This window comes from Leptospira haakeii (genome assembly GCF_002812045.1).
Taxonomy (GTDB): Bacteria; Spirochaetota; Leptospiria; order Leptospirales; family Leptospiraceae; genus Leptospira_B; species Leptospira_B haakeii.
In genome coordinates this window covers 202,491-221,014 of record NZ_NPEG01000003.1, presented here as the reverse complement: position 1 = coordinate 221,014, position 18,524 = coordinate 202,491, and the positions used below count along the sequence as shown (strand labels likewise).

Below are 18,524 nucleotides of genomic sequence, written 5' to 3'. Positions count from 1 at the left end.
TTAATATTATTCCCCCAGAGGGATTCCATCTCCCCTTGGGTCTGCCGCGCCATACAATGTACCATTCTCTCTTTTAACACAGAATAGTTTTGCCATATTATTACCTAGTCTTACTTCGTGTTTTTTCGCCTTTAATTGATTGAAAGTCGCTGTATCAGTCGCGGGACCTTCAATAGAAAGTGCATCAGGAAAGAATTGATGATGTATCCTTCCCCTCGCTACAGATTCGTATAGAGTGAGATTTAAGTCCAAGGTAAACAATATGGATTGTAAAACTGCATTCACTATATAAGAGCCACCCGGTGCGCCTGTGACCAAAAATGTTTCTCCATTTTTTAGAACGATAGTAGGAGACATGGAGCTGAGAGGTGTTTTTCCAGGCTGAATGGAATTTGCCTCAGCACCGATAAGCCCGTATACATTCGGCTCTCCTGGAGAACGACTGAAATCATCCATAGTATCATTCAGAACGAAACCATATCCGTCCAACACGACTGCAGCACCAAATCTATAATTGATAGAATGTGTGGTAGAAACCGCATTTCCTTCCGCATCCACAACCGAAATATGAGTGGTCTGAGGAGATTCAGCTTTTAGGTTCAATCTGCTTAAGTAAGTGGAACTCGGAGTCGCTTTCCCAGGATTAAAGTCGGAAATTTTCTCTTTTGCATAGTCGGAAGAGATCAAAGTTTCCACTGGAATTTTGGTAAATCCAGGATCTCCGCCTAGAACCGCACGATCAGAATATCCTCTTCTCATGACTTCTGCCAAAAAATGATAATAATCACTTTGAGAAAAATCGAACATAGAATGCAGTTCTTTTGTTTCTAACATCTTTAACATCGTAAAAAGATGAACTCCGGAAGAAGGAGGAAACATAGTTCGAATATTATAATTTCTGTAATTGATCTCTAAAGGTTTTTCTTCTCTTACCTTATAGTTTTTTAGATCGCTCGAATGAATTGCTCCACCGTTTGCGGAAACTTCCTCCGCCAGAGCTTTTGCAATTGCTCCAGTATAAAAATCCTTGTCTCCTGTTTCGGAGATGATCTTAAGAGTTTTTGCCAGATCTTTTTGGACAAATACCTCACCTGACTCAGGGATTTTTCCTCCTGGCACAAAAATCTTTTTCATTCCAGGACTCATGTCCTGTTCTGATTCCTGGATTGCCTCCGAAAGATCCGGATAAACTATAAATCCCTCATCCGCCAATCGAATCGCTGGAGCCAGAACCTCCTTTAAAGGAAGTTTTCCGAATTTTTTATGGATCTGTACAAGACCCGCCACCATTCCAGGAACTCCTACCGATTTGTATCCGAGCAAGGATTCTTCCTTGGGGCGTCCCTTATACATATTACGACTTGCTAATAAAGGTGCTCTTTCTCTGAAATCGAAAGCGTATGACTTTCCGGACTTAGCATGATGATAGACCAGAAACCCTCCACCACCAATACCCGTTGAAGAAGGTCGAGTAACGGAAACTGCAAAGGAAGAAGCGACTGCAACATCAATCGTGTTTCCCCCTTTTTTATAAATTTCCAGACCTACCTTAGAGGCATCTATAGAATCCGTAGAGATCATGATCTTTTTGGATTCCGCAAATAAAGTATTTGGGTCTATTCCGAATTTAGGAGCTACCAAGTTCTGGGTAGAAACTTCTCTACCTTCGATGAATAGTATGTTCTTCTTGCAGGATCCGAAAACAAGAAGAATCAAAATAGAATATAGGAAGAAACTTTTGGGACTAGGTCTAACCGTTCTAAAAGACATTATTTTTCTCTAGAACGGAAGACTAATTTAAGTTCCTCGTTTTGTATTTCCAAATTCACATCTCCGCCGTTTTTTAATTCTCCGAATAAGATCTCTTCGGATAGTTTTTTGGAAATATTGGAATCTATCCACCTTTGGACAGGCCTTGCCCCGAAAAGTGGATCATAGGATTTTTTAGCGATCCAGATCAGAACATCGTCTCCATAATGGAGCTGGATATTTTTCTCCTTCAGTCTCACTTCAAGAAGCTCCAGCTGTTTACGGACCACCTTGGAAACAGTCCCTTCATCCAATGATGCAAACTCGATCACTGCAGTTAACCTATTTCGGAACTCAGGAGAGAACTGCTTTTCGATAGCTTTCAGGCCTCTATCGGTCAAAGCAGTATTATCAAATCCTAATGGATTGGAAGCCCTCTCTCTGGCACCGGTATTAGTGGTCATGATCAGAATGACCTGTTTGAAATCAGCCTTTCTGCCATTATTATCCGTGAGAGTAGCATGGTCCATAATCTGGAGAAGAATATTATAAATATCCTCATGCGCCTTTTCGATCTCATCTAATAGAAGAACACAATGAGGTGTGCGAACTATCGCATCCGTCAACTGCCCTCCTTGTTCAAAACCTACATAACCTGGAGGAGAACCGATTAAGCGAGAAACAGTATGTTTTTCCATGTATTCACTCATATCGAATCGGATGAATTCCACACCTAGTATTGCGGCGAGTTGTTTAGATAATTCCGTTTTTCCAACACCGGTAGGCCCTGCGAATAGGAAAGATCCAACAGGTTTTCCGGGTTCAGAGAGTCCACTTCTAGAGAGTCGGATTGCTTGGACTAGCTCAATTACGGCTTTGTCTTGGCCGTAAATTTTGCCTTTTAATTCTTCGTCCAAGTTCTTAAGCTTTTCCCTATCATCCGCTTTAACGGTTCTTGGAGGAATTTTAGAAATTTTAGATACTAATTCTTCAATTTCTTTTACACTCACGATCTTTGATTTGGAACTTTCTCTAAGTTTTACTTTTGCTCCTGCCTCATCTATCAGATCAATTGCTTTGTCTGGAAGTTTACGATCTAAAATATAACGTTCCGCGAGTTTTGCCGCTTCTTCTACTGCTCCAGCAGAATATTTTACTGAGTGGAATTGTTCGTATTTTGGAAGAAGACCCTTTAAGATCTGAATAGTCTCTTCTACACTTGGCTCATTTACTTCTAATTTTTGGAATCTTCTAGAAAGTGCATGGTCTTTCTCAAAGATCGCTTTGTATTCTTTATATGTTGTAGTTCCAATACAACGAAGCTCTCCATTAGAAAGAGCAGGTTTCAGAAGATTAGAAGCATCTAAAGATCCCCCTGACACCGCGCCCGCGCCAATAATAGTATGGATCTCATCCACAAAAAGTACATTGTCCGGATCGGAAGAAATAGCCTGCACTACATTCTTCAGTCTCTCCTCGAATTCTCCTCTGAACTTAGTCCCTGCCAAAAGTAATCCCATATCCAAAGAATATACTTTCGTATTTTTTAATACATCTGGGACTTTTCCATTTACTATTTGAAGAGCGAGCCCTTCTACAATAGCGGTTTTTCCAACCCCGGCATCTCCCACAAAGATAGGATTGTTTTTACGGCGTCTTGCAAGAATATGAATCGTCCGTTCAATCTCTTCTGCTCTTCCTACCAGAGGATCTAATTTACCAAGACTTGCTTTTTCAGTCAAATTTACGCAGAAATCCGCTAGTGCATCTCCACTTTGTTTTTTAGAAGTCTCGTCACTAGAATTCCCTTCTCCGACCTTCTCCCCTGACTTTTTAATTCCATGAGAAATATAACGAACCACATCGAAACGGGAAATATCCTGTCTTCCTAAAAAGAAAACTGCATGGGATTGATCTTCTCTGAATAGAGAGGCTAATACATAACCTCCATCTAATTTTTTCTTTTCCGTAGACTGGACATGGAAAGCTGCTAATTGCAGAACTCTTTGAGCACCAATTGTATATTCAGGCTCTATCTCGCCAAAGGACTCCGGAACCGATTCCATCTCAGTATCTAAGTATTCTTTTAATTCGGAGCGTAACTGATCCAGATCGGCACCACAAGCAAGAAGGACTTCCGCTGCAACAGGATCATAAGTTAAGGAAAGAAGAATATGCTCAAGAGTGATGTATTCGTTTCTTCTTTTGAGGGCTTCCGTTCTCGCTTGGTTCAGTGATTTCTCTAGTTCTTCGGATAATGTCATGATTCTTCCCCCTCTTCAATTTCCATCTGGCAATGCAAAGGATGTCCATGTTCCTCTGCAAGCATATGAGTCTCATTCACTTTCGTTCTGGCAACGTCATGAGAATAGACTCCACAAAGTGCCTTTCCGGTTGTATGCGCTTGCAACATTATTTGTTCACTCTCGACCTGAGTCCGATAAAATACCACGCGAAGTATCCAAACCACAAACTCCATAGGAGTATAATCATCATTCAAGATCACTACCCTATACTTGGCTGGTTTTTTAAGTTTCAGTTTCTCTTTTGTGAGAACCTGCTCTTCTGTTTTTAAATCGCTCATTGGTCTTCGGATTCTCCCCTCACGGCCTCGTCCTTAAGTGGGGAAGATAGATTTGTTTCCCTTATCATCTCTTGCATTTGCATTCTTTCGCTTTCTAAAAAACGTTCAATCGCATTTCGAGCCTGGTCATGGAAAATAAAATGGGAGCTATAAGTTGGAACGGCAGGAAATCCTCTTAAAAACTTCTGCTCTCCTTGGGCCCCTGCTTCAAAAATTTCGAAACCATTCTTGATCGCGTATTCAATCGGAGCATAATAACAACATTCGAAATGTAGAAACGGATAATGTGAAGAAGATCCCCAGTATCTTCCATACAACTTCTTTCCCTTTTTCAAGTTGAATGTTCCGCCTATCGTGTCCCCGTCTTTTTGAGCTAAAAATAATACCAGATTTTGGGAAAACTTCTCCAAAATGATCTTAAAAAATTTTCGATTCAAATATGGAGATCCCCATTTTCTGGAGTAGGTCTCCGTATAAAAAGAATAGATAGAATCCATATCTTTCTCGGAAATATCTTTGCCTTCTTTACATAAGATTTGGATGCCCGATTCTTTGATGGTCTCTCTTTCCTTTTTGATCTGTATCCTTTTTTTGGATCTGAAATCCCCTAAAAAATTTTCGAAATCTGTATAAGCTCTATTCTTCCAATGGAATTGGTGGGTGATCCGAGTGGAAAATCCCTTTCTTTCTAATGCTCTCGCTTCTTCTTCCTCTAAAAACAGAAAATGGATACTGGAGAGACCTTCTGTTTTTGCATTTTCTAATAACGGAGGAAGTAGGATATCCAACGCTTCTTCCGCTGAGACATTCTTTCTTCTTAATATTTTTTTACCGTTCACAGGAGTGAATGGATACGCAACAAGCCCCTTAGGATAATAAGAAAGCCCGTTTTGAGAGAAAAAATTGGCCCAGGAATGATCGAAAATATACTCACCATAAGAATCGTATTTATAATAAAAAGGAAGAGAGGAATGTATTCCAACTTCGTCCTCGGCCACCCAATACTCGGGATGCCAACTGGTCCTTCCACCTACACAGGAAGAAAGTTCCAGAGAATGTAAAAATTCATGATTGGAAAAAGGATTTTCAGGATCTCCCAGAAGATTCCAATCCTCCGCTGAAATTTCTTGGAGAGAGGATATCCTGGTGATCTTTGTTTTGCCGGGCATTTTCTATTTCTTGGACGTTTTTGAGCCTTCTATCGTTCTCTCAGACTCGGAAAAAAATCGTTTTAACTTTTCCAGAGAACGATGGACGATCACTTTTACATTGGATTCTGAAAGTCCAGTGGTTTCCGAAATTTCCCTGACCGACTTCCCCTCTAGCTTAGCCATCGTAAGAATCCGTCTCTGTCTAGGTTCTAATACATTTAGCCAGGATTCTAGTCCTTGTTGGACCTCCCACTTATCCTCTACAGAAGTTTTTTCTTCCTGGGCAAATCCTTCCATCTCCGTAGAGACTAGCCTATCCCTGGTTCCTTTCCTGCGGATATAGTCTATGGTCTTATATCTGGCAATGGAGAAAAACCAGGGTGCAAACGGTTTTTCTTTCCGGTACGTAGCCCTGGCTTTGTGGATTCCTATCAGAATATCCTGGATCAGGTCCTCCCTATCTTCCTTGTCACGAACCTTTGAGCTCAAATGATTGTTTAAGATTTCCCTACATTTGGAAAGTAGGAGTTCGTATTGTTTGGAATCTCCTTCTTGGGCTAAGCGCATTCTTTCCGAAAGAATTTGCCAGATTTCTTGCTTTTCCGCCATGTAACCTTATGCAGTTTGACTCGAATGAATCAATGAGTCGTATAAAGAAAAGCTATTGGACTGGATTTTTTAAGGATGTCCAATCTTTCTTACTTTAAAGCGGAAAATCTAAACCAGGAGGAAGAATGTCAAATTCAGAATCGGACAAGACAAAACAACTGATCCAAACCTTGAGTTCCGACCTGGAAAAAGGAAGCCTAAACATTTATACCCTCTTCCTTTCCTGTTTGGGTTTAGTGATTTTCGGAATTATCTTGGGCTGGTCCGTTTCCAATCTAATAGGCAGAACGAACGCATTTCCTGGCTGGTGGCCGGAACCTACATTATTGCTAATTTGGGGAATTGTATCTGCTTATCTATTCTGCAGACTAGCCTTTCCCGAGGAGAGATCCGCTTGGGCATTCTGGGGGGCAGGAGCTTTTCTATTTATTTGGATCGTATTTATACTAACTAGGTTTTTTACGGAAGAAGCTCCGGGCCATGTTCATGTAGGACTTTGTTCTGTAATAATAGCATCTAGTTCTATCTTATTTGGAGCTGGGTCCTGGTTTCTTTTAAAAAATACCGCAAGTTCCAGGCCAGGACTTTCAGGTTTTCTATTTTTAAACCTTTTATTAGCAAGTTCTAATCTATGTTTGAAGTTTGTATGCTCTGTCCAAGATCCTTCTCATATTCTGATCTCTCATTTGGCATTTACATTGGTTTGGATTGGGGTTTTATATATTCCAATCCGGAAAAAATTCAGTTGGTAAGTTTAGTCTAAAAACTCCCAGGCAGTCCTAAGTTCTCCTGCCAATTCCACAGTCTCAAGTAGATCTTTAAAAAAATCATTTTGCCCTAAGGTGGAGCCGTCGCCAACCATCACTAAAAGTTTTTTGGCTCTGGTCATTCCCACATTCCATCTTCTTGTTTCAGACAAAAATCCAATCTGACCTTGCGGATTGGAACGAACCAGACTAAATATCACTGCATCTGATTCTCTACCTTGGAAAGAATCCACCGTCTCGACTTCCAACTGGGAAGAATGTTCCGGAAGTATTTCCTCTAATTTTTGTTTCAAAAGATACCTTTGGTATCTGTATGGAGAAAGAAGGATCAGATTTTTAGGATCCCATCCTGAATCGATAATCCTTTTTACAATGTTTACGGTGAATTCAGCTTCCCAAGGATTTCCTAAACTTCCTTCCGAATTTTCTTCTGCAGTATCCGTCCCCGAGCTATCTAAAAATACCAAACTGGAACCGAATGGTTCTCCAGAATCAAAAGGGATTTTTTCTCTAAGATTTTCCTCTAATCCTGATTTTAGTCGATTATCGTAAAATTTCAAATTTGGGAATGTCTGGATCGGATCGGTCATTCTATACTGAGTATCTAATAGAAATACCCTTTCTTTCTCTTGGAATACGGGAAGAAGTCTCTCCATTAGAGAAACCTTAAGCAATGGATCTTCCGAGATCACAGTCGGAGGAAGCTGGAATGGATCTCCTGCGATCACAAACTTCTCCGCTTTTAAGATCGGGATCCAGGAAGAAGGTTCAATCGCCTGGCTACCCTCATCTAAAATCGCATAATCAAATTCTAAATTATGAAGTTGGTAAGAAGAAGCCCCAGTATGTGTACAAACGATCACAGGGTGGGATTCGAGTAGATATCGGATCAGCACCTTTTGTCTTTCTTTAATACTTTTTCGCAAAGAGTCCGCCTCTTTATAAAGACTTCTTCTTTCTTCTGCTTCTTCTTTCCCAAAACTTCTTTTGTATTTGCGAGCCTTCTTCAATAATTCTTGGACTTCTTTTCTGTCTCTCTCTATCAGCTTAGCTTCAGGAGAATGATTCAATTTCATCTCCAAGGAATTTTGGATAATATCAGGATGCATCCGAGCAGGATGGCCAATTCTCAAAACAGGAACTTTGAGTTTTTCCAAAGATTCTACGAGAAGATCAGAAGCGGAATTAGTAGGAGCAGAAGCGAGAATTCGTTTACCCTCGGAAGCTAATAGTCGAATCGCTTCTACGATTGTTTTAGTCTTACCGGTTCCGGGAGGCCCATGTACTAAAATAAAATCTTCCGTTTGTAAAATCGCAGATACTGCCTTTTTCTGAGAATCGTTCAGGATCTCCGGAAGATTGGTGAGAGGTTTAAAATTGGGTTTAGAAACTTCTAATTGATTGGAAAATAGATCCGCAAAATATTTTTCTCTGGAACCTTTTTTAGCGGAGATTACTTTCTCTAAGGCTCTGTCCCATTCTTTAAAGCTTGTCTCGTCCGGAAGGATTTCTAGCGCGAGTTTCCCTTCTTCTACCCAGTCAGGAACTTCTTCCATATAAACTAAGTATGAATCTTCGTTTGCTTTGAGTAAAACTGAGATATATTCTTCTGATTCTTTTATGATCCGAACTGGTGTTCCTGGTCGGAATAGTTCTGGAATATTTTTGGATTTTGTGGGTTTAAGTAGGACTTTCCAGTTTCCATCAGCACTTAATTCAGCATCTTCGAATACTAATGGAAATACGGTGAATCCGTCTTGGATCCTTTGGTTAAGATCGGAGGAGGAAATTTCTTCCTTATACTTATCCAGCTCCGCCTTTCTTTCTTTTTTTAAAGATTCACGTAAGGCGGAATAATAAGATCCTTCCATTCCAATTAAAGTCGGTCAGGAGAAAGTACTACGATCTTATAGCTAGGAGTTTTCTGGTCTTCGCGAGTAGGAAGACTTTCCGCATAATGGATTGCGGAAGCCAATGTGGTTCCAGTAGTCAGTCCCGCAAAAATTCCTTCTTTTTGGTAGAGTTCAGATTGATAACGAAGAGCCTCATCTCTATCCACTCCAATGTATTGGTCAGTCACTTTCGGATCAAAAGATTCAGGAAGTCGGATACTGGAATCACCTTGGATCATTTTGCGGATGAAGCGAGAATTTTTACTTACTCCCATGATCACTCTAAGAGAAGGTTTTTTGCTTTTTAAATATCTTCCTACACCGGAAAGAGTTCCACCAGAACCTCCACCTGCAACGAATGCATCTACATTCCCAGCAAGATCTCTCCAGATCTCGGGTCCGGTAAATAAGAAGTGTGCATTTGTATTTGCCATGTCCTTGAATTCATTCAAGATCACGCTGTTTTTCTCTTTGTCTTTGGCTGCTTTTGCAGTTTCTAAAAGGGAATCATCCCAATTACCTTTTGCAAGTTGTACAACTTCGACACTAGCACCGTAGGATTTTAATTCTTTGATCTTTTCCTGATCCGTATCAGGAGCTAAAAATACTTTGAACTTGTATTGGCGAAGAGTGGAGATCCAAGCCAAAGAGATTGCAGTCGTATTATAACCCGCTTGGAAAATAGAACCACCTGGTTTTAATTCCCCTCTTCTTTCTGCAGCAAGTATCATAGAAAGTGCAGTTCTATCTTTTACACTTCCAGTTGGATTACAGAATTCTGCTTTTAGATAAATTTCCACATTCGGAATATGAGAACCAATCTGATTCAGTTTGATAAGAGGAGTATTGCCGATCATCTGGAGAACATTCTCCTTGATCGGTTTGGCTACGCTTAGCTCTCTTCCGAAAGCGTTTTGGACATTATTCAAAGCCCCAAGAAGGCTATTGCCGAATTCATCTATGGAGCGTGAAATTTCGTCGAACATAGTCTTCTAGAGTCCTGTATTTAGAAAATTACTTATGAGAAGCGTACAACCAAGGAACATCTTTTCGATTTTTCTCTTCGTAAGTAGAGATCTCTGCAGCGTGTTGCAGAGTTAAACCGATATCGTCCAAACCATTGAACAAACAATACTTACGGAAAGAATCCACTTCAAAATTGTAAACGTTTCCGGAAGGACTGATCACATTCTGTTTGTCCAGATCGATCTTAATTTTGGCTCCCGGAGTCTTATCTACGATCTTGAAAATTTCGTCCACTTCTTCCGGCTTTAGAACAACTGGAAGCATGCCGTTTTTGAAACAATTATTGTAAAAAATATCAGCGTACGAAGGAGCAATAATCGCTCTAAATCCGTAATCTTCCAATGCCCAAGGAGCATGCTCTCTGGAAGAACCACATCCAAAATTGTCTCTGGTTACAAGAACGGAAGCTCCTTTGTATCTGTCTTGGTTCAGACTGAATTCAGGATTCGGTTTAGTGCCTTCATCGTCCAGATATCTCCAGTCATGGAATAAATGGATCCCGAAACCGGTACGTTCAATCTTCTTTAAAAACTGTTTAGGGATGATTGCATCCGTATCTATATTTGGGCGATCAATTAGGACCGCTAAACCTTCGTGTTGAGTAAAGGGTTTCATGAGTCAGTATCCTTATTTCCAGTTCCGAATATCTACAAAATGTCCTTCGACAGCAGCAGCGGCAGCCATTGCAGGACCGACTAGGTGAGTTCTTCCGCCTTTTCCTTGTCTTCCTTCGAAGTTACGATTGGAGGTAGACGCGCATCTATCTCCTGGTTGTAAAACGTCGTCATTCATAGCGAGGCACATGGAACAACCTGGTTGTCTCCACTCAAAGCCCGCTTCTATGAAAATTTTATCTAGTCCTTCTGATTCGGCTTGGCGTTTCACTCTTCCCGAACCAGGAACAACAATTGCTTGGACCTTGCTGGAAACCTTCTTACCTTTTACGGTCGTGGCTGCCACTCTCAGGTCTTCAATTCTAGAGTTTGTACAAGAACCGATGAATACCTTGTTCACAAAGACATCTTCCATCTTTTGTCCAGGTTTCAGGTCCATATACTTAAGTGCGTTTTCGATACTGATCTTTTCTACAGCATCAGGTGCATCTTTTGGATCAGGAACAATCCCTGTTACAGGAACTACTTGTCCTGGAGAAGTTCCCCAAGTAACTTGAGGAGCAATCTCTTCCGCTTTTAATACAATACTAGTGTCGAATTTTGCTCCCTCGTCTGTCACATAACGTTTCCATCTTTGGACAGCGAGATCCCATTCTGCGCCTTTAGGTGCGAAATCTTTTCCTTTCAGATAATCAAAAGTGGTTTGGTCTGGTGCGATAAGCCCTGCTCTTGCACCAGCCTCGATAGACATATTACAAACAGTCATACGAGCTTCCATACTTAAGGAAGAAATTGCAGAACCTCTATATTCAATTACGTATCCGGTCGCACCATCTGTGCCGATCTTTCCGATGATCGCAAGAACGATATCCTTAGCGGTTACATGAGGAGAAAGTTGACCATCTACTCTGATCTCCATGGTCTTAGCTCTTCTTTGCAAAAGAGTTTGAGTAGCAAGCACATGTTCTACTTCGGAAGTTCCAATTCCAAAAGCGAGTGCTCCAAAAGCTCCATGAGTAGAAGTGTGAGAATCCCCACAAACGATAGTCATACCCGGATGTGTGAGTCCCATCTCAGGAGCGATCACATGGATGATCCCTTGGTCAGGATGGTTTAGATCATAAAGAGTAATTCCATTCTCATTACAATTCTTGATAAGAGTTTTCATCTGGTTTGCAGAGATCGGATCTCCCAATTCCAGGTCACGGATCCGAGTGGAAACGTTATGGTCCATGGTAGCAAAAGTAGCTTCCGGACGGCGGACCTTTCTTTGCGCCATACGAATGCCGTCAAAAGCCTGGGGACTAGTTACCTCATGGATCAGATGCCTATCTATATAGAGTAGATAAGACCCTCCTTCCAATTCACCGACCAAATGGTCTTCCCAGATTTTTTCGAACATCGTTTTCATGGTGCGCAGATCCCCCAGGGGGTAATTCAAGAGTAAAGATTAGACTTCCTTACGGAAGCTCTCTTCCATGCTAAAAATCAGGTGTTTTTCGTAAAGAAGGTTCCGAGAAGAAGGCCCCGAATCTATCATTTGCCTCGGAAAACGAGTAAAGCCTTACCGATTCCGATCTCGTCAAAATCGTACAAGATCCTTGGTCTCAGAATTTTTTTACCGTTTAAGAAGGTCCCGGATTCCGAAACCAGATCGTATAGAATATAGCGGTTACGAACCTTTCTGATCCTTGCATGATTTTTACTGACAGATTGTTCATATAAAACCAGATCACAAAGGTCTGAATTTCCGATATTGATCTCTGCTCTTGCAAGTGAGTATTGTTTACCTGGATTTCTTCCTTCTTTAAAAACAAGTGTAGCCTTTTCGTACGATTCACCTTGTTCGAATTCTTTTAGAGCAACGGGAGCCGCCCTTTCGGTTTCGATCCTGTCTTCTTCCGAATAAACGAGCTGGTACTGGTTTCCGTACATTTTACGGTAAGCGTCTTGTTCGAATTCTATGGTATGAAGTCTCTCTTCCGGGCTTACAGTCCCTTCCGGATTCTGTTTTTTGCCTTTTTTCAAAACTACGATCAAAGCTACCAGAGTGAGAATTAATAGAAAAGTAAAACTAGGAAGAAAGATTGAAGGATGTAATAAGAAAACGAGTAGCCTAGTTCTAAATGGAAGGTCATAAGAAAAACTAAGTCGCCTGGAATTTTTAGTTTCCAGTTCCACTTCTAAATTTCCATTTCCTTGGAATTGCCATTCATCTTGGAAAGGAGAATCATAAACCAAGGACCAAGGTTCCTTTCTGAAATAATCCAAGTCTCCGAACGCTTGGGTTCTAAAATCAGGACTATTTAAGGAGTAGAATGTTCCGCCATATCTTTTGGCCAAAAATTTTGCACCGTTAGAAGGAAAAGAAAGAACATTGATCGGAATATTCGGAGTATATTCTCCGTTCTGTGCTTCATTAGAAGGGATTAGATCTTGGTCATAAAATAAGGTCAAAATATAATCGGTCTCTTTCAAACGAGAAGAAATCTTTTGGAAAACATAGTCCAAATTTGCGGAAGTATTCCTGTTGGATTTCCCACCCGGGACCTTAGCTTCTTTTAAGGCATCCGACTTACTCAGATCATATTTTGAAAAAAATACATCATCCGTAAAAAATACAAAACTGAATCTGTCGGCTGAATCCGCTCTTTCGACAATCGTCTTTAAGATCTCTGTGGCTTGCACATTATGATCAAATGAATTCGTCATCTGTGTGATGAGATAAATATGGACTGGCCTTGTGCCTTCCGGTCTATGAATCTTTAGAGGACCTACTCTTCTGGAACGATTTTCTTTTTGTTCCGAAACTGTGAGTATCTCCTGGTCCAGAGATACGTTTTTTCCCGCCCTCAGCTTCAATTCTACTTTAGGATATTTGGAAATATCATATTCTTCTAAATGGATACTTTCCGCCCCGATAAACGTTGGATATACGAAAGCCGCAAAGATCAGAAAGTATAAGTAGAAGGAGCGGATCATAAGGTTTTGCAATTTAAGCGGGATTTTCATCCAAAGTAAACAGTTTTCTGGAATACTCCAAATGAGGATCCCAAGACCCAAGTTTTTTTACGGTCTCAAGTTTCTCTCCGCTTCTCATTACAGTTATAGTATCGGCTAACTCCCTGGCAGAACTAAGATCATGACTGATAAATAGAAGCCCGGCTCCGAGGTCTTTGACCCTGGATTTCAAAAGATCCAGAATCGATTTCCCTGTGATCGGATCCAAAGCGGAAGTGGGCTCATCTGCCAGAATGAGTTCTGCTCCGGAATACACCGAAAGTAGTATTAAAATCCGTTGCCTTTCCCCTCCGGAAAGTTGGTGAGGCCTCGCCTTCCAAGCCGCATCCGGATCGGAAAGTCCAAATTCCTTTAAGAGTCTAATTCCAGTTTCTTGATTTGCAAGCTCCGGTTGGATGAGAGAAAAATATTCCATGATCTGAGATCCAATACTTAAAAATGGATGAAGACCAATTGCTGCTGTTTGAGGAATCAAACTGATCCTTTTTCCTCGCCAATTTTTCCAGAGAGAAAAATCGCCACTTGGTATGTCTTGGGAGAAGATATGAAATTTTTTCCAGGTTACGGAAGCTTCTTCATTTAGAAGTCCGAGAACTGTGCTTGCAAAAGTGGATTTTCCGCTCCCGGATTCTCCCACGAGTGCATGTATTTCTTTTTTAGAAATTTGAAAATCGAAGTTTTTAAGAATATGAGAAGACCCGATTTTTACATTCAGGTCTTGGATACAAAGAATTATTTCTGAAGAATCCCTCTCCAAGTTTTATCCTAACTGAAAGAGTTCGTATTCTACAATCGAACAAAGAATATGACCGACCAGAATATGCGATTCTTGGATACGAGCAGTTTCTTTTCTTGGAATGATCAGATCCAGATCTGCCATTCCCTTCATCTTTCCACCATCTCCGCCTAAAAAGGAGATTGTTTTCATTCCGATCTTTTTAGCGGATTCCATGGCAGCGATCACGTTTTTGGAATTCCCACTAGTCGAAAGTCCTACAAGTAGATCACCGGGTTTTCCAAACGCTTCTACCTGGCGAGAAAACACAAACTCGTATCCATAATCATTGGAGCAAGCAGTTAGAACTGCTGAGTCAGCATTCAACGCTAATGCAGGGAGTGCTCTTCTTTCATTTCCCGATTTATACCGAACCACAAGTTCTGCTGCAATATGAGATGCATCGCAAGAAGAACCGCCGTTTCCACAAAAAAGGATCGTATTTCCTTTTTTTAATACTTCAGAAGCAATTTTTCCTGCTTCTTCAATTTCAGGAAGAAGTGTATCCAAGACCGCTTTTTTGGTCTCAATTGAGTCCTGGATCTGTTTGGATGCGATTTCTCTTAAGTTCATTCTCATTTATCCTTTTTAGACCGAATTTTAGAGAGCACTGACTCAAAATCCTTTTTAGCAGAATCAAATTCATACAGTGTCAAATTTTCGGAATGCGGAGAATTCCGATTCCCGCTTACGTTTAAAAAATACAATTCTTTGGAAACGATCTGTTTCACTCTTTCAGAAGAATTTGCCTGGAAAACATCTTCAAATTCTTTTCCTAAAAATACCAATAACACTGCAATTGTGCTAGGCCTGAGATTAATCAATATCTGTTGTTTCCAAATCGGATCCCATATTAAGATCTCTTTCCAGGAATCAGCAGAACGTTTTAAGTCTGGTTCTTCTTGTAGAACGGCCCAAGATTCTTCGTCCCAGTTTGGAGTATTGATCCCAGATAAGATACTTTTTAGACTCTTATGATCTCCGCTCAAAAGCCTGTTTAAATCAGCCTCTCCTAAAAAAATTACTCCACTGATCTTATCACCTTGTTCGGTTAGATAATTTCCGGTGGATACTACCAAAGAATATTCCCTTCCTGATTTTTCTTTACCTTCTAAACGAAATAAATTGCGATTATTTTTAGTAAGTTTGAGAGAAGAATTTTCAAAAATTACTCCGGAAGGTTTTTTTCGGGTCACAAAAAAGCGGTCTGCTTTTTCTCTTAGATCTTTTAATTCCCAGGTATAACCTCTACTATCTCGAACTACTTCTTTTTCTGATCCCGTAGAGACAGTCTTTTTCTTTCTCCAGAAAAAGAGCTTATTCCAAAAACTTGATTTTTGTTTGCCCTTGGCCATCTTATTTCCCGTAATCTTTTCGGAGATTTGAAGGGCGTTCGATCAAATTTTTCCCCAATTCATATACCTTTGCTTCTTTTAGGAAAGTGGAATATGCAGATGAGATCGCGATCGTAAATCCCGGAAACCCATCTAAGAATCCAAGTTTGAAAAAGTAAATTTCTATAAATTTGCCGAAAGGTTTAGTGATTGTTCGAGCCAGGGAGAAGTTTTTATTTTTCTTCCAACGGGTCCAGGAAACAATAGAAGAGAATTTATTAATGGTATCTACTTGTTGTGCAAGATCGGCAAAACTATAATGTAGGATATCTCCTTTTATCTTTTTGCCCTTTCCCTCTACCACTAGATAATCATGAGGATTTTCTCCAGTCCATTTGGACTTGGATTTTCGGATGATACGATACTTGGTTTGAGGATACCATCCTGAAAAACGTATAAACCTTCCCATATGAAATGTAAGTCTGGAGACCTTGAGTCCATTCAAGGAAGGATCTTCTGGACTTTCTAAAAATGCACGGATTGAATCTCTCAGTTCCTCACTCAGACGTTCATCCGCATCCAGAGAAAGTATCCATTCATTCTTACAGAGCGAGATTGCATCATTTTTCTGTTCTACATGCCCCTTAAAATTCTGGGAAGAAAATCGAACTTCCGGAAAGGATTCACTGAGCTCTTTAGTTTTGTCCGTGCTATTTGAATCTAAAACTATAATTTCATCAGCGATATCCCTGCAGGATTTGATACAATCCCCGATATTCGCTTCTTCATTATAGGTGATGATAGCTACTGAAAGTTTTTTTAGAAATCTTTCCCGGACCTCGTTTCTGCTTAGAGGAGCCTTAGCTTTCGATTTCTTTTTTTTGGGAGAAGAAGATTCCTTGGTTTTAATGGATTCTGCCATATATTCGAATATCGCAAAGAAGCGAATGAATTCCTAAAATAGTAGGTTTTCCTTCTTTGTCAGCGGTTTTTTCTGGAAATCTGAGAGGAAAAGGAAAGTCTGGGGACCGGTGAAACCTAACCTTTATTCTCAGATCTCAGAGACCTCCGGAAAGATCTCCCTATATTCCTTATTATTATTTCTTGTAGCGTTTCCACTTTCTGTTTCTGCCTCTCAAATCCTGGCAGGCCTAAGCATTTTCTGTTTTATCTTTTCCCCAAAAGAGAATTTCCAGAAGATCAAAACTTATCTTCTACCCTGGGGATTCATTTTAGGAGCCTACGCACTCGTATTCATTTCATCTCTGTATCATTGGGAAGAATATTCCAATTTCTGGAAAACGTTTACAAGGCAATCCGAGGCGGGTGATTTTTGGCTTTCGATCTTATTTCCGATAGCGGCAGTACATTCTTCAGAGGAAAAAAATAGAAAGCTGATCTATAAATATCTTTGGATCTCTTTTCTTTTCGTTTTGATTTCCGGGATCGCATCCGTTTTCAGTGAATATAGACTCGGAAAATATATCTCAAACGGGTTTACCCCAGCTCCAGGAGATAGAAGGCAACATCCTGCTGGACCACTTTTCGGTTTAGAAACTTACCTTCCAATCGGGTTAATGAACACTCATTTGACTTATGGTGGGTTGATCTCTTTTTATATTCCAGGTGTAACACTTCTTGTTTTACAAAAAATAAAGGAGAAGGACCTAAAGAGCACAGTCGGATTCGGCATTCTTCTTATGTTAGCGCTTTGGGTATTTTTACTCAACCAAAGTAAATCAGCTTGGCTTGGAGTCCTTGCTGTAACCGTTTTTTTTATTCTGAGCAAATGGAAAGACTTCTCCGGCAAATTTCCAAAGATTACTATAGGACGAGTTTCGATACTGATCGTTCTTTTGATTACTCTTGCAGGAGCCGTTCGATTCTTTTACCAAAAGAATTGGCTATTACAAAGAACTCTTGCCCAGCTAACAGAGGTCCAAACTCCCGAAAACCAGAGATATTGGATCTATAAACTAAGCCTTCCATTACTTGCAGAAAACTCGATTTTAGGAACAGGAGGAGGAAGATTTAAAGAAACAAGTTCAGAAGTTTCTAAAACTTTCATAGAGAAGAATGAACAACTTTGGTATGAGTTATATATCACTCCAAATAAACATGCCCATAATGATATATTAGAATTTGCGATCGTAGGAGGCTGGCTTTCCGGAATTCTATGGATTGGATTTTTCTATCTTTTATTCAGGAAGATCTCTGATTCTAGTTTAGAAGAAAGGAATTTTCCTTTAGTTGGGATCGGATTTATCTGGGTGGCTGGATTTTTCCAATGTTATCTTTTGGATGATGAGGTCGCACTTCCCTTCTTCGCTTTGGCAGGACTTTTGTGGGGACGAGAGAAGGAAACTTCCCCTCAATTTTCTAAAACCTCCGCTATTTTTTTAGGTATTACCTTAGTTTTAAATACTTCTCTTTGGATTTGGAGACTTTCGATCCCACCAGAACTTGCATATGGAAGGCAGGTATTTGCTTCTTCTTCTACACTTGCTAAAAAGATAGAAAGACGTATCCTTCCTTTTAGAAACCAAATGGAAGAAAGAGAAAAAAGAATTTCGGAAACTATTTCAGTTTCTGCTTCCGAAGGAAATTCTGAATTTTCTCTAGAAGGTTGTCTTACACATAGGTATCCAAATCCGGCAAAACTCAGAGAAGAAGATTATTCTTTAGGAATTTATATTTCTCCTGATTGGAAAAACCCGCCTACCAAAACTAGCGTCACAGTTTTCTCAGAAGAATCTTTTGATGAGGACAAACTCTATTGGTCTCATCGAAAATATGATTTAGGGACCTATGAATTGGATCTAAAAACTGGTTGGAATTCTTTCGTTTGGAAAGAGACCATGGGACTTTCTAAAATTACGATCTTTCCTGATATCGTATTTTTTAGGAGTTTTAAGATCCGATTTGGAGGTTTCAATCCGGAGAAGCAGATGGATCTTCCTGTCCTAGACTTAGGAGATCTCTGCGATTTTAGATTGAAGTAA

Annotated in this window: 16 protein-coding genes; 2 read left to right on the top strand and 14 right to left on the bottom strand. The window is 40.2% G+C overall.

Annotated elements, in window-relative coordinates; genetic code table 11:
• Positions 1-6: 6 nt before the first annotated feature.
• Genes ggt through CH377_RS08665 form a run of 5 tightly spaced genes read right to left on the bottom strand, consistent with a single transcriptional unit; the run spans position 7 to position 6,093 of the window.
• Positions 7-1,770, bottom strand: a complete 1,764-nt coding sequence (ggt, locus tag CH377_RS08685) for a gamma-glutamyltransferase (RefSeq protein WP_100723426.1) — start codon at positions 1,768-1,770, stop codon at positions 7-9.
• Positions 1,770-4,013, bottom strand: a complete 2,244-nt coding sequence (clpA, locus tag CH377_RS08680; protein ID WP_100723425.1) for an ATP-dependent Clp protease ATP-binding subunit ClpA — start codon at positions 4,011-4,013, stop codon at positions 1,770-1,772. Before clpA ends, ggt begins: the two co-directional genes overlap by 1 nt.
• Positions 4,010-4,333: an ATP-dependent Clp protease adapter ClpS gene (gene clpS, locus CH377_RS08675; RefSeq protein ID WP_008590347.1), complete on the bottom strand. Its 324-nt coding sequence runs from the start codon at positions 4,331-4,333 to the stop codon at positions 4,010-4,012. Before clpS ends, clpA begins: the two co-directional genes overlap by 4 nt.
• Positions 4,330-5,502 (bottom strand): GNAT family N-acetyltransferase, encoded by a 1,173-nt coding sequence (locus tag CH377_RS08670; protein WP_100723424.1) that lies wholly within the window; start codon positions 5,500-5,502, stop codon positions 4,330-4,332. Before CH377_RS08670 ends, clpS begins: the two co-directional genes overlap by 4 nt.
• 3 nt (positions 5,503-5,505) lie before the next feature.
• Entirely contained in the window at positions 5,506-6,093 is a 588-nt protein-coding gene (locus CH377_RS08665; protein WP_100723423.1) for an RNA polymerase sigma factor, read from the bottom strand.
• Between the two features lie 125 nt (positions 6,094-6,218).
• Between CH377_RS08665 and CH377_RS08660 the strand changes: the two genes are divergently transcribed.
• Positions 6,219-6,845, top strand: a complete 627-nt coding sequence (locus CH377_RS08660) for an NrsF family protein (protein ID WP_100723422.1) — start codon at positions 6,219-6,221, stop codon at positions 6,843-6,845.
• A 2-nt stretch (positions 6,846-6,847) separates the two neighbouring features.
• On the opposite strand, the gene CH377_RS08655 is transcribed toward CH377_RS08660, so the two are convergent.
• From CH377_RS08655 to CH377_RS08615, 9 genes are all read right to left on the bottom strand, one after another.
• Positions 6,848-8,731: an AAA domain-containing protein gene (locus CH377_RS08655; RefSeq protein WP_100723421.1), complete on the bottom strand. Its 1,884-nt coding sequence runs from the start codon at positions 8,729-8,731 to the stop codon at positions 6,848-6,850.
• 5 nt (positions 8,732-8,736) lie between these two features.
• Positions 8,737-9,738: a PLP-dependent cysteine synthase family protein gene (locus CH377_RS08650; protein WP_100723420.1), complete on the bottom strand. Its 1,002-nt coding sequence runs from the start codon at positions 9,736-9,738 to the stop codon at positions 8,737-8,739.
• Positions 9,739-9,766: 28 nt separating this feature from the next.
• The gene (gene leuD, locus CH377_RS08645) at positions 9,767-10,393 is read right to left on the bottom strand and encodes a 3-isopropylmalate dehydratase small subunit (protein WP_100723419.1); all 627 of its coding nucleotides are present in this window, start codon (positions 10,391-10,393) and stop codon (positions 9,767-9,769) included.
• 12 nt (positions 10,394-10,405) lie between these two features.
• The gene (gene leuC / locus CH377_RS08640; RefSeq protein ID WP_100723418.1) at positions 10,406-11,803 is read right to left on the bottom strand and encodes a 3-isopropylmalate dehydratase large subunit; all 1,398 of its coding nucleotides are present in this window, start codon (positions 11,801-11,803) and stop codon (positions 10,406-10,408) included.
• Positions 11,804-11,928: 125 nt separating this feature from the next.
• Positions 11,929-13,404 carry an FHA domain-containing protein gene (locus CH377_RS08635; protein WP_100723417.1) on the bottom strand — a complete coding sequence of 492 codons (1,476 nt, stop codon included), beginning with the start codon at positions 13,402-13,404 and terminating at the stop codon, positions 11,929-11,931.
• Positions 13,388-14,170, bottom strand: coding sequence for an ATP-binding cassette domain-containing protein (locus CH377_RS08630; protein ID WP_100723416.1), 783 nt, complete (start codon positions 14,168-14,170; stop codon positions 13,388-13,390). Before CH377_RS08630 ends, CH377_RS08635 begins: the two co-directional genes overlap by 17 nt.
• Positions 14,171-14,173: 3 nt before the next feature.
• Positions 14,174-14,761: a D-sedoheptulose 7-phosphate isomerase gene (gene gmhA, locus CH377_RS08625; protein ID WP_100723415.1), complete on the bottom strand. Its 588-nt coding sequence runs from the start codon at positions 14,759-14,761 to the stop codon at positions 14,174-14,176.
• Between the two features lie 2 nt (positions 14,762-14,763).
• Positions 14,764-15,543 (bottom strand): LBBP_01157 family protein, encoded by a 780-nt coding sequence (locus tag CH377_RS08620; protein WP_100723414.1) that lies wholly within the window; start codon positions 15,541-15,543, stop codon positions 14,764-14,766.
• Between the two features lies 1 nt (position 15,544).
• A complete protein-coding gene (locus CH377_RS08615) occupies positions 15,545-16,444 on the bottom strand; it encodes a glycosyltransferase family 2 protein (RefSeq protein WP_100723413.1) in 900 nt (299 codons plus the stop codon).
• Between the two features lie 109 nt (positions 16,445-16,553).
• Between CH377_RS08615 and CH377_RS08610 the strand changes: the two genes are divergently transcribed.
• Positions 16,554-18,524: an O-antigen ligase family protein gene (locus CH377_RS08610; protein ID WP_100723412.1), complete on the top strand. Its 1,971-nt coding sequence runs from the start codon at positions 16,554-16,556 to the stop codon at positions 18,522-18,524.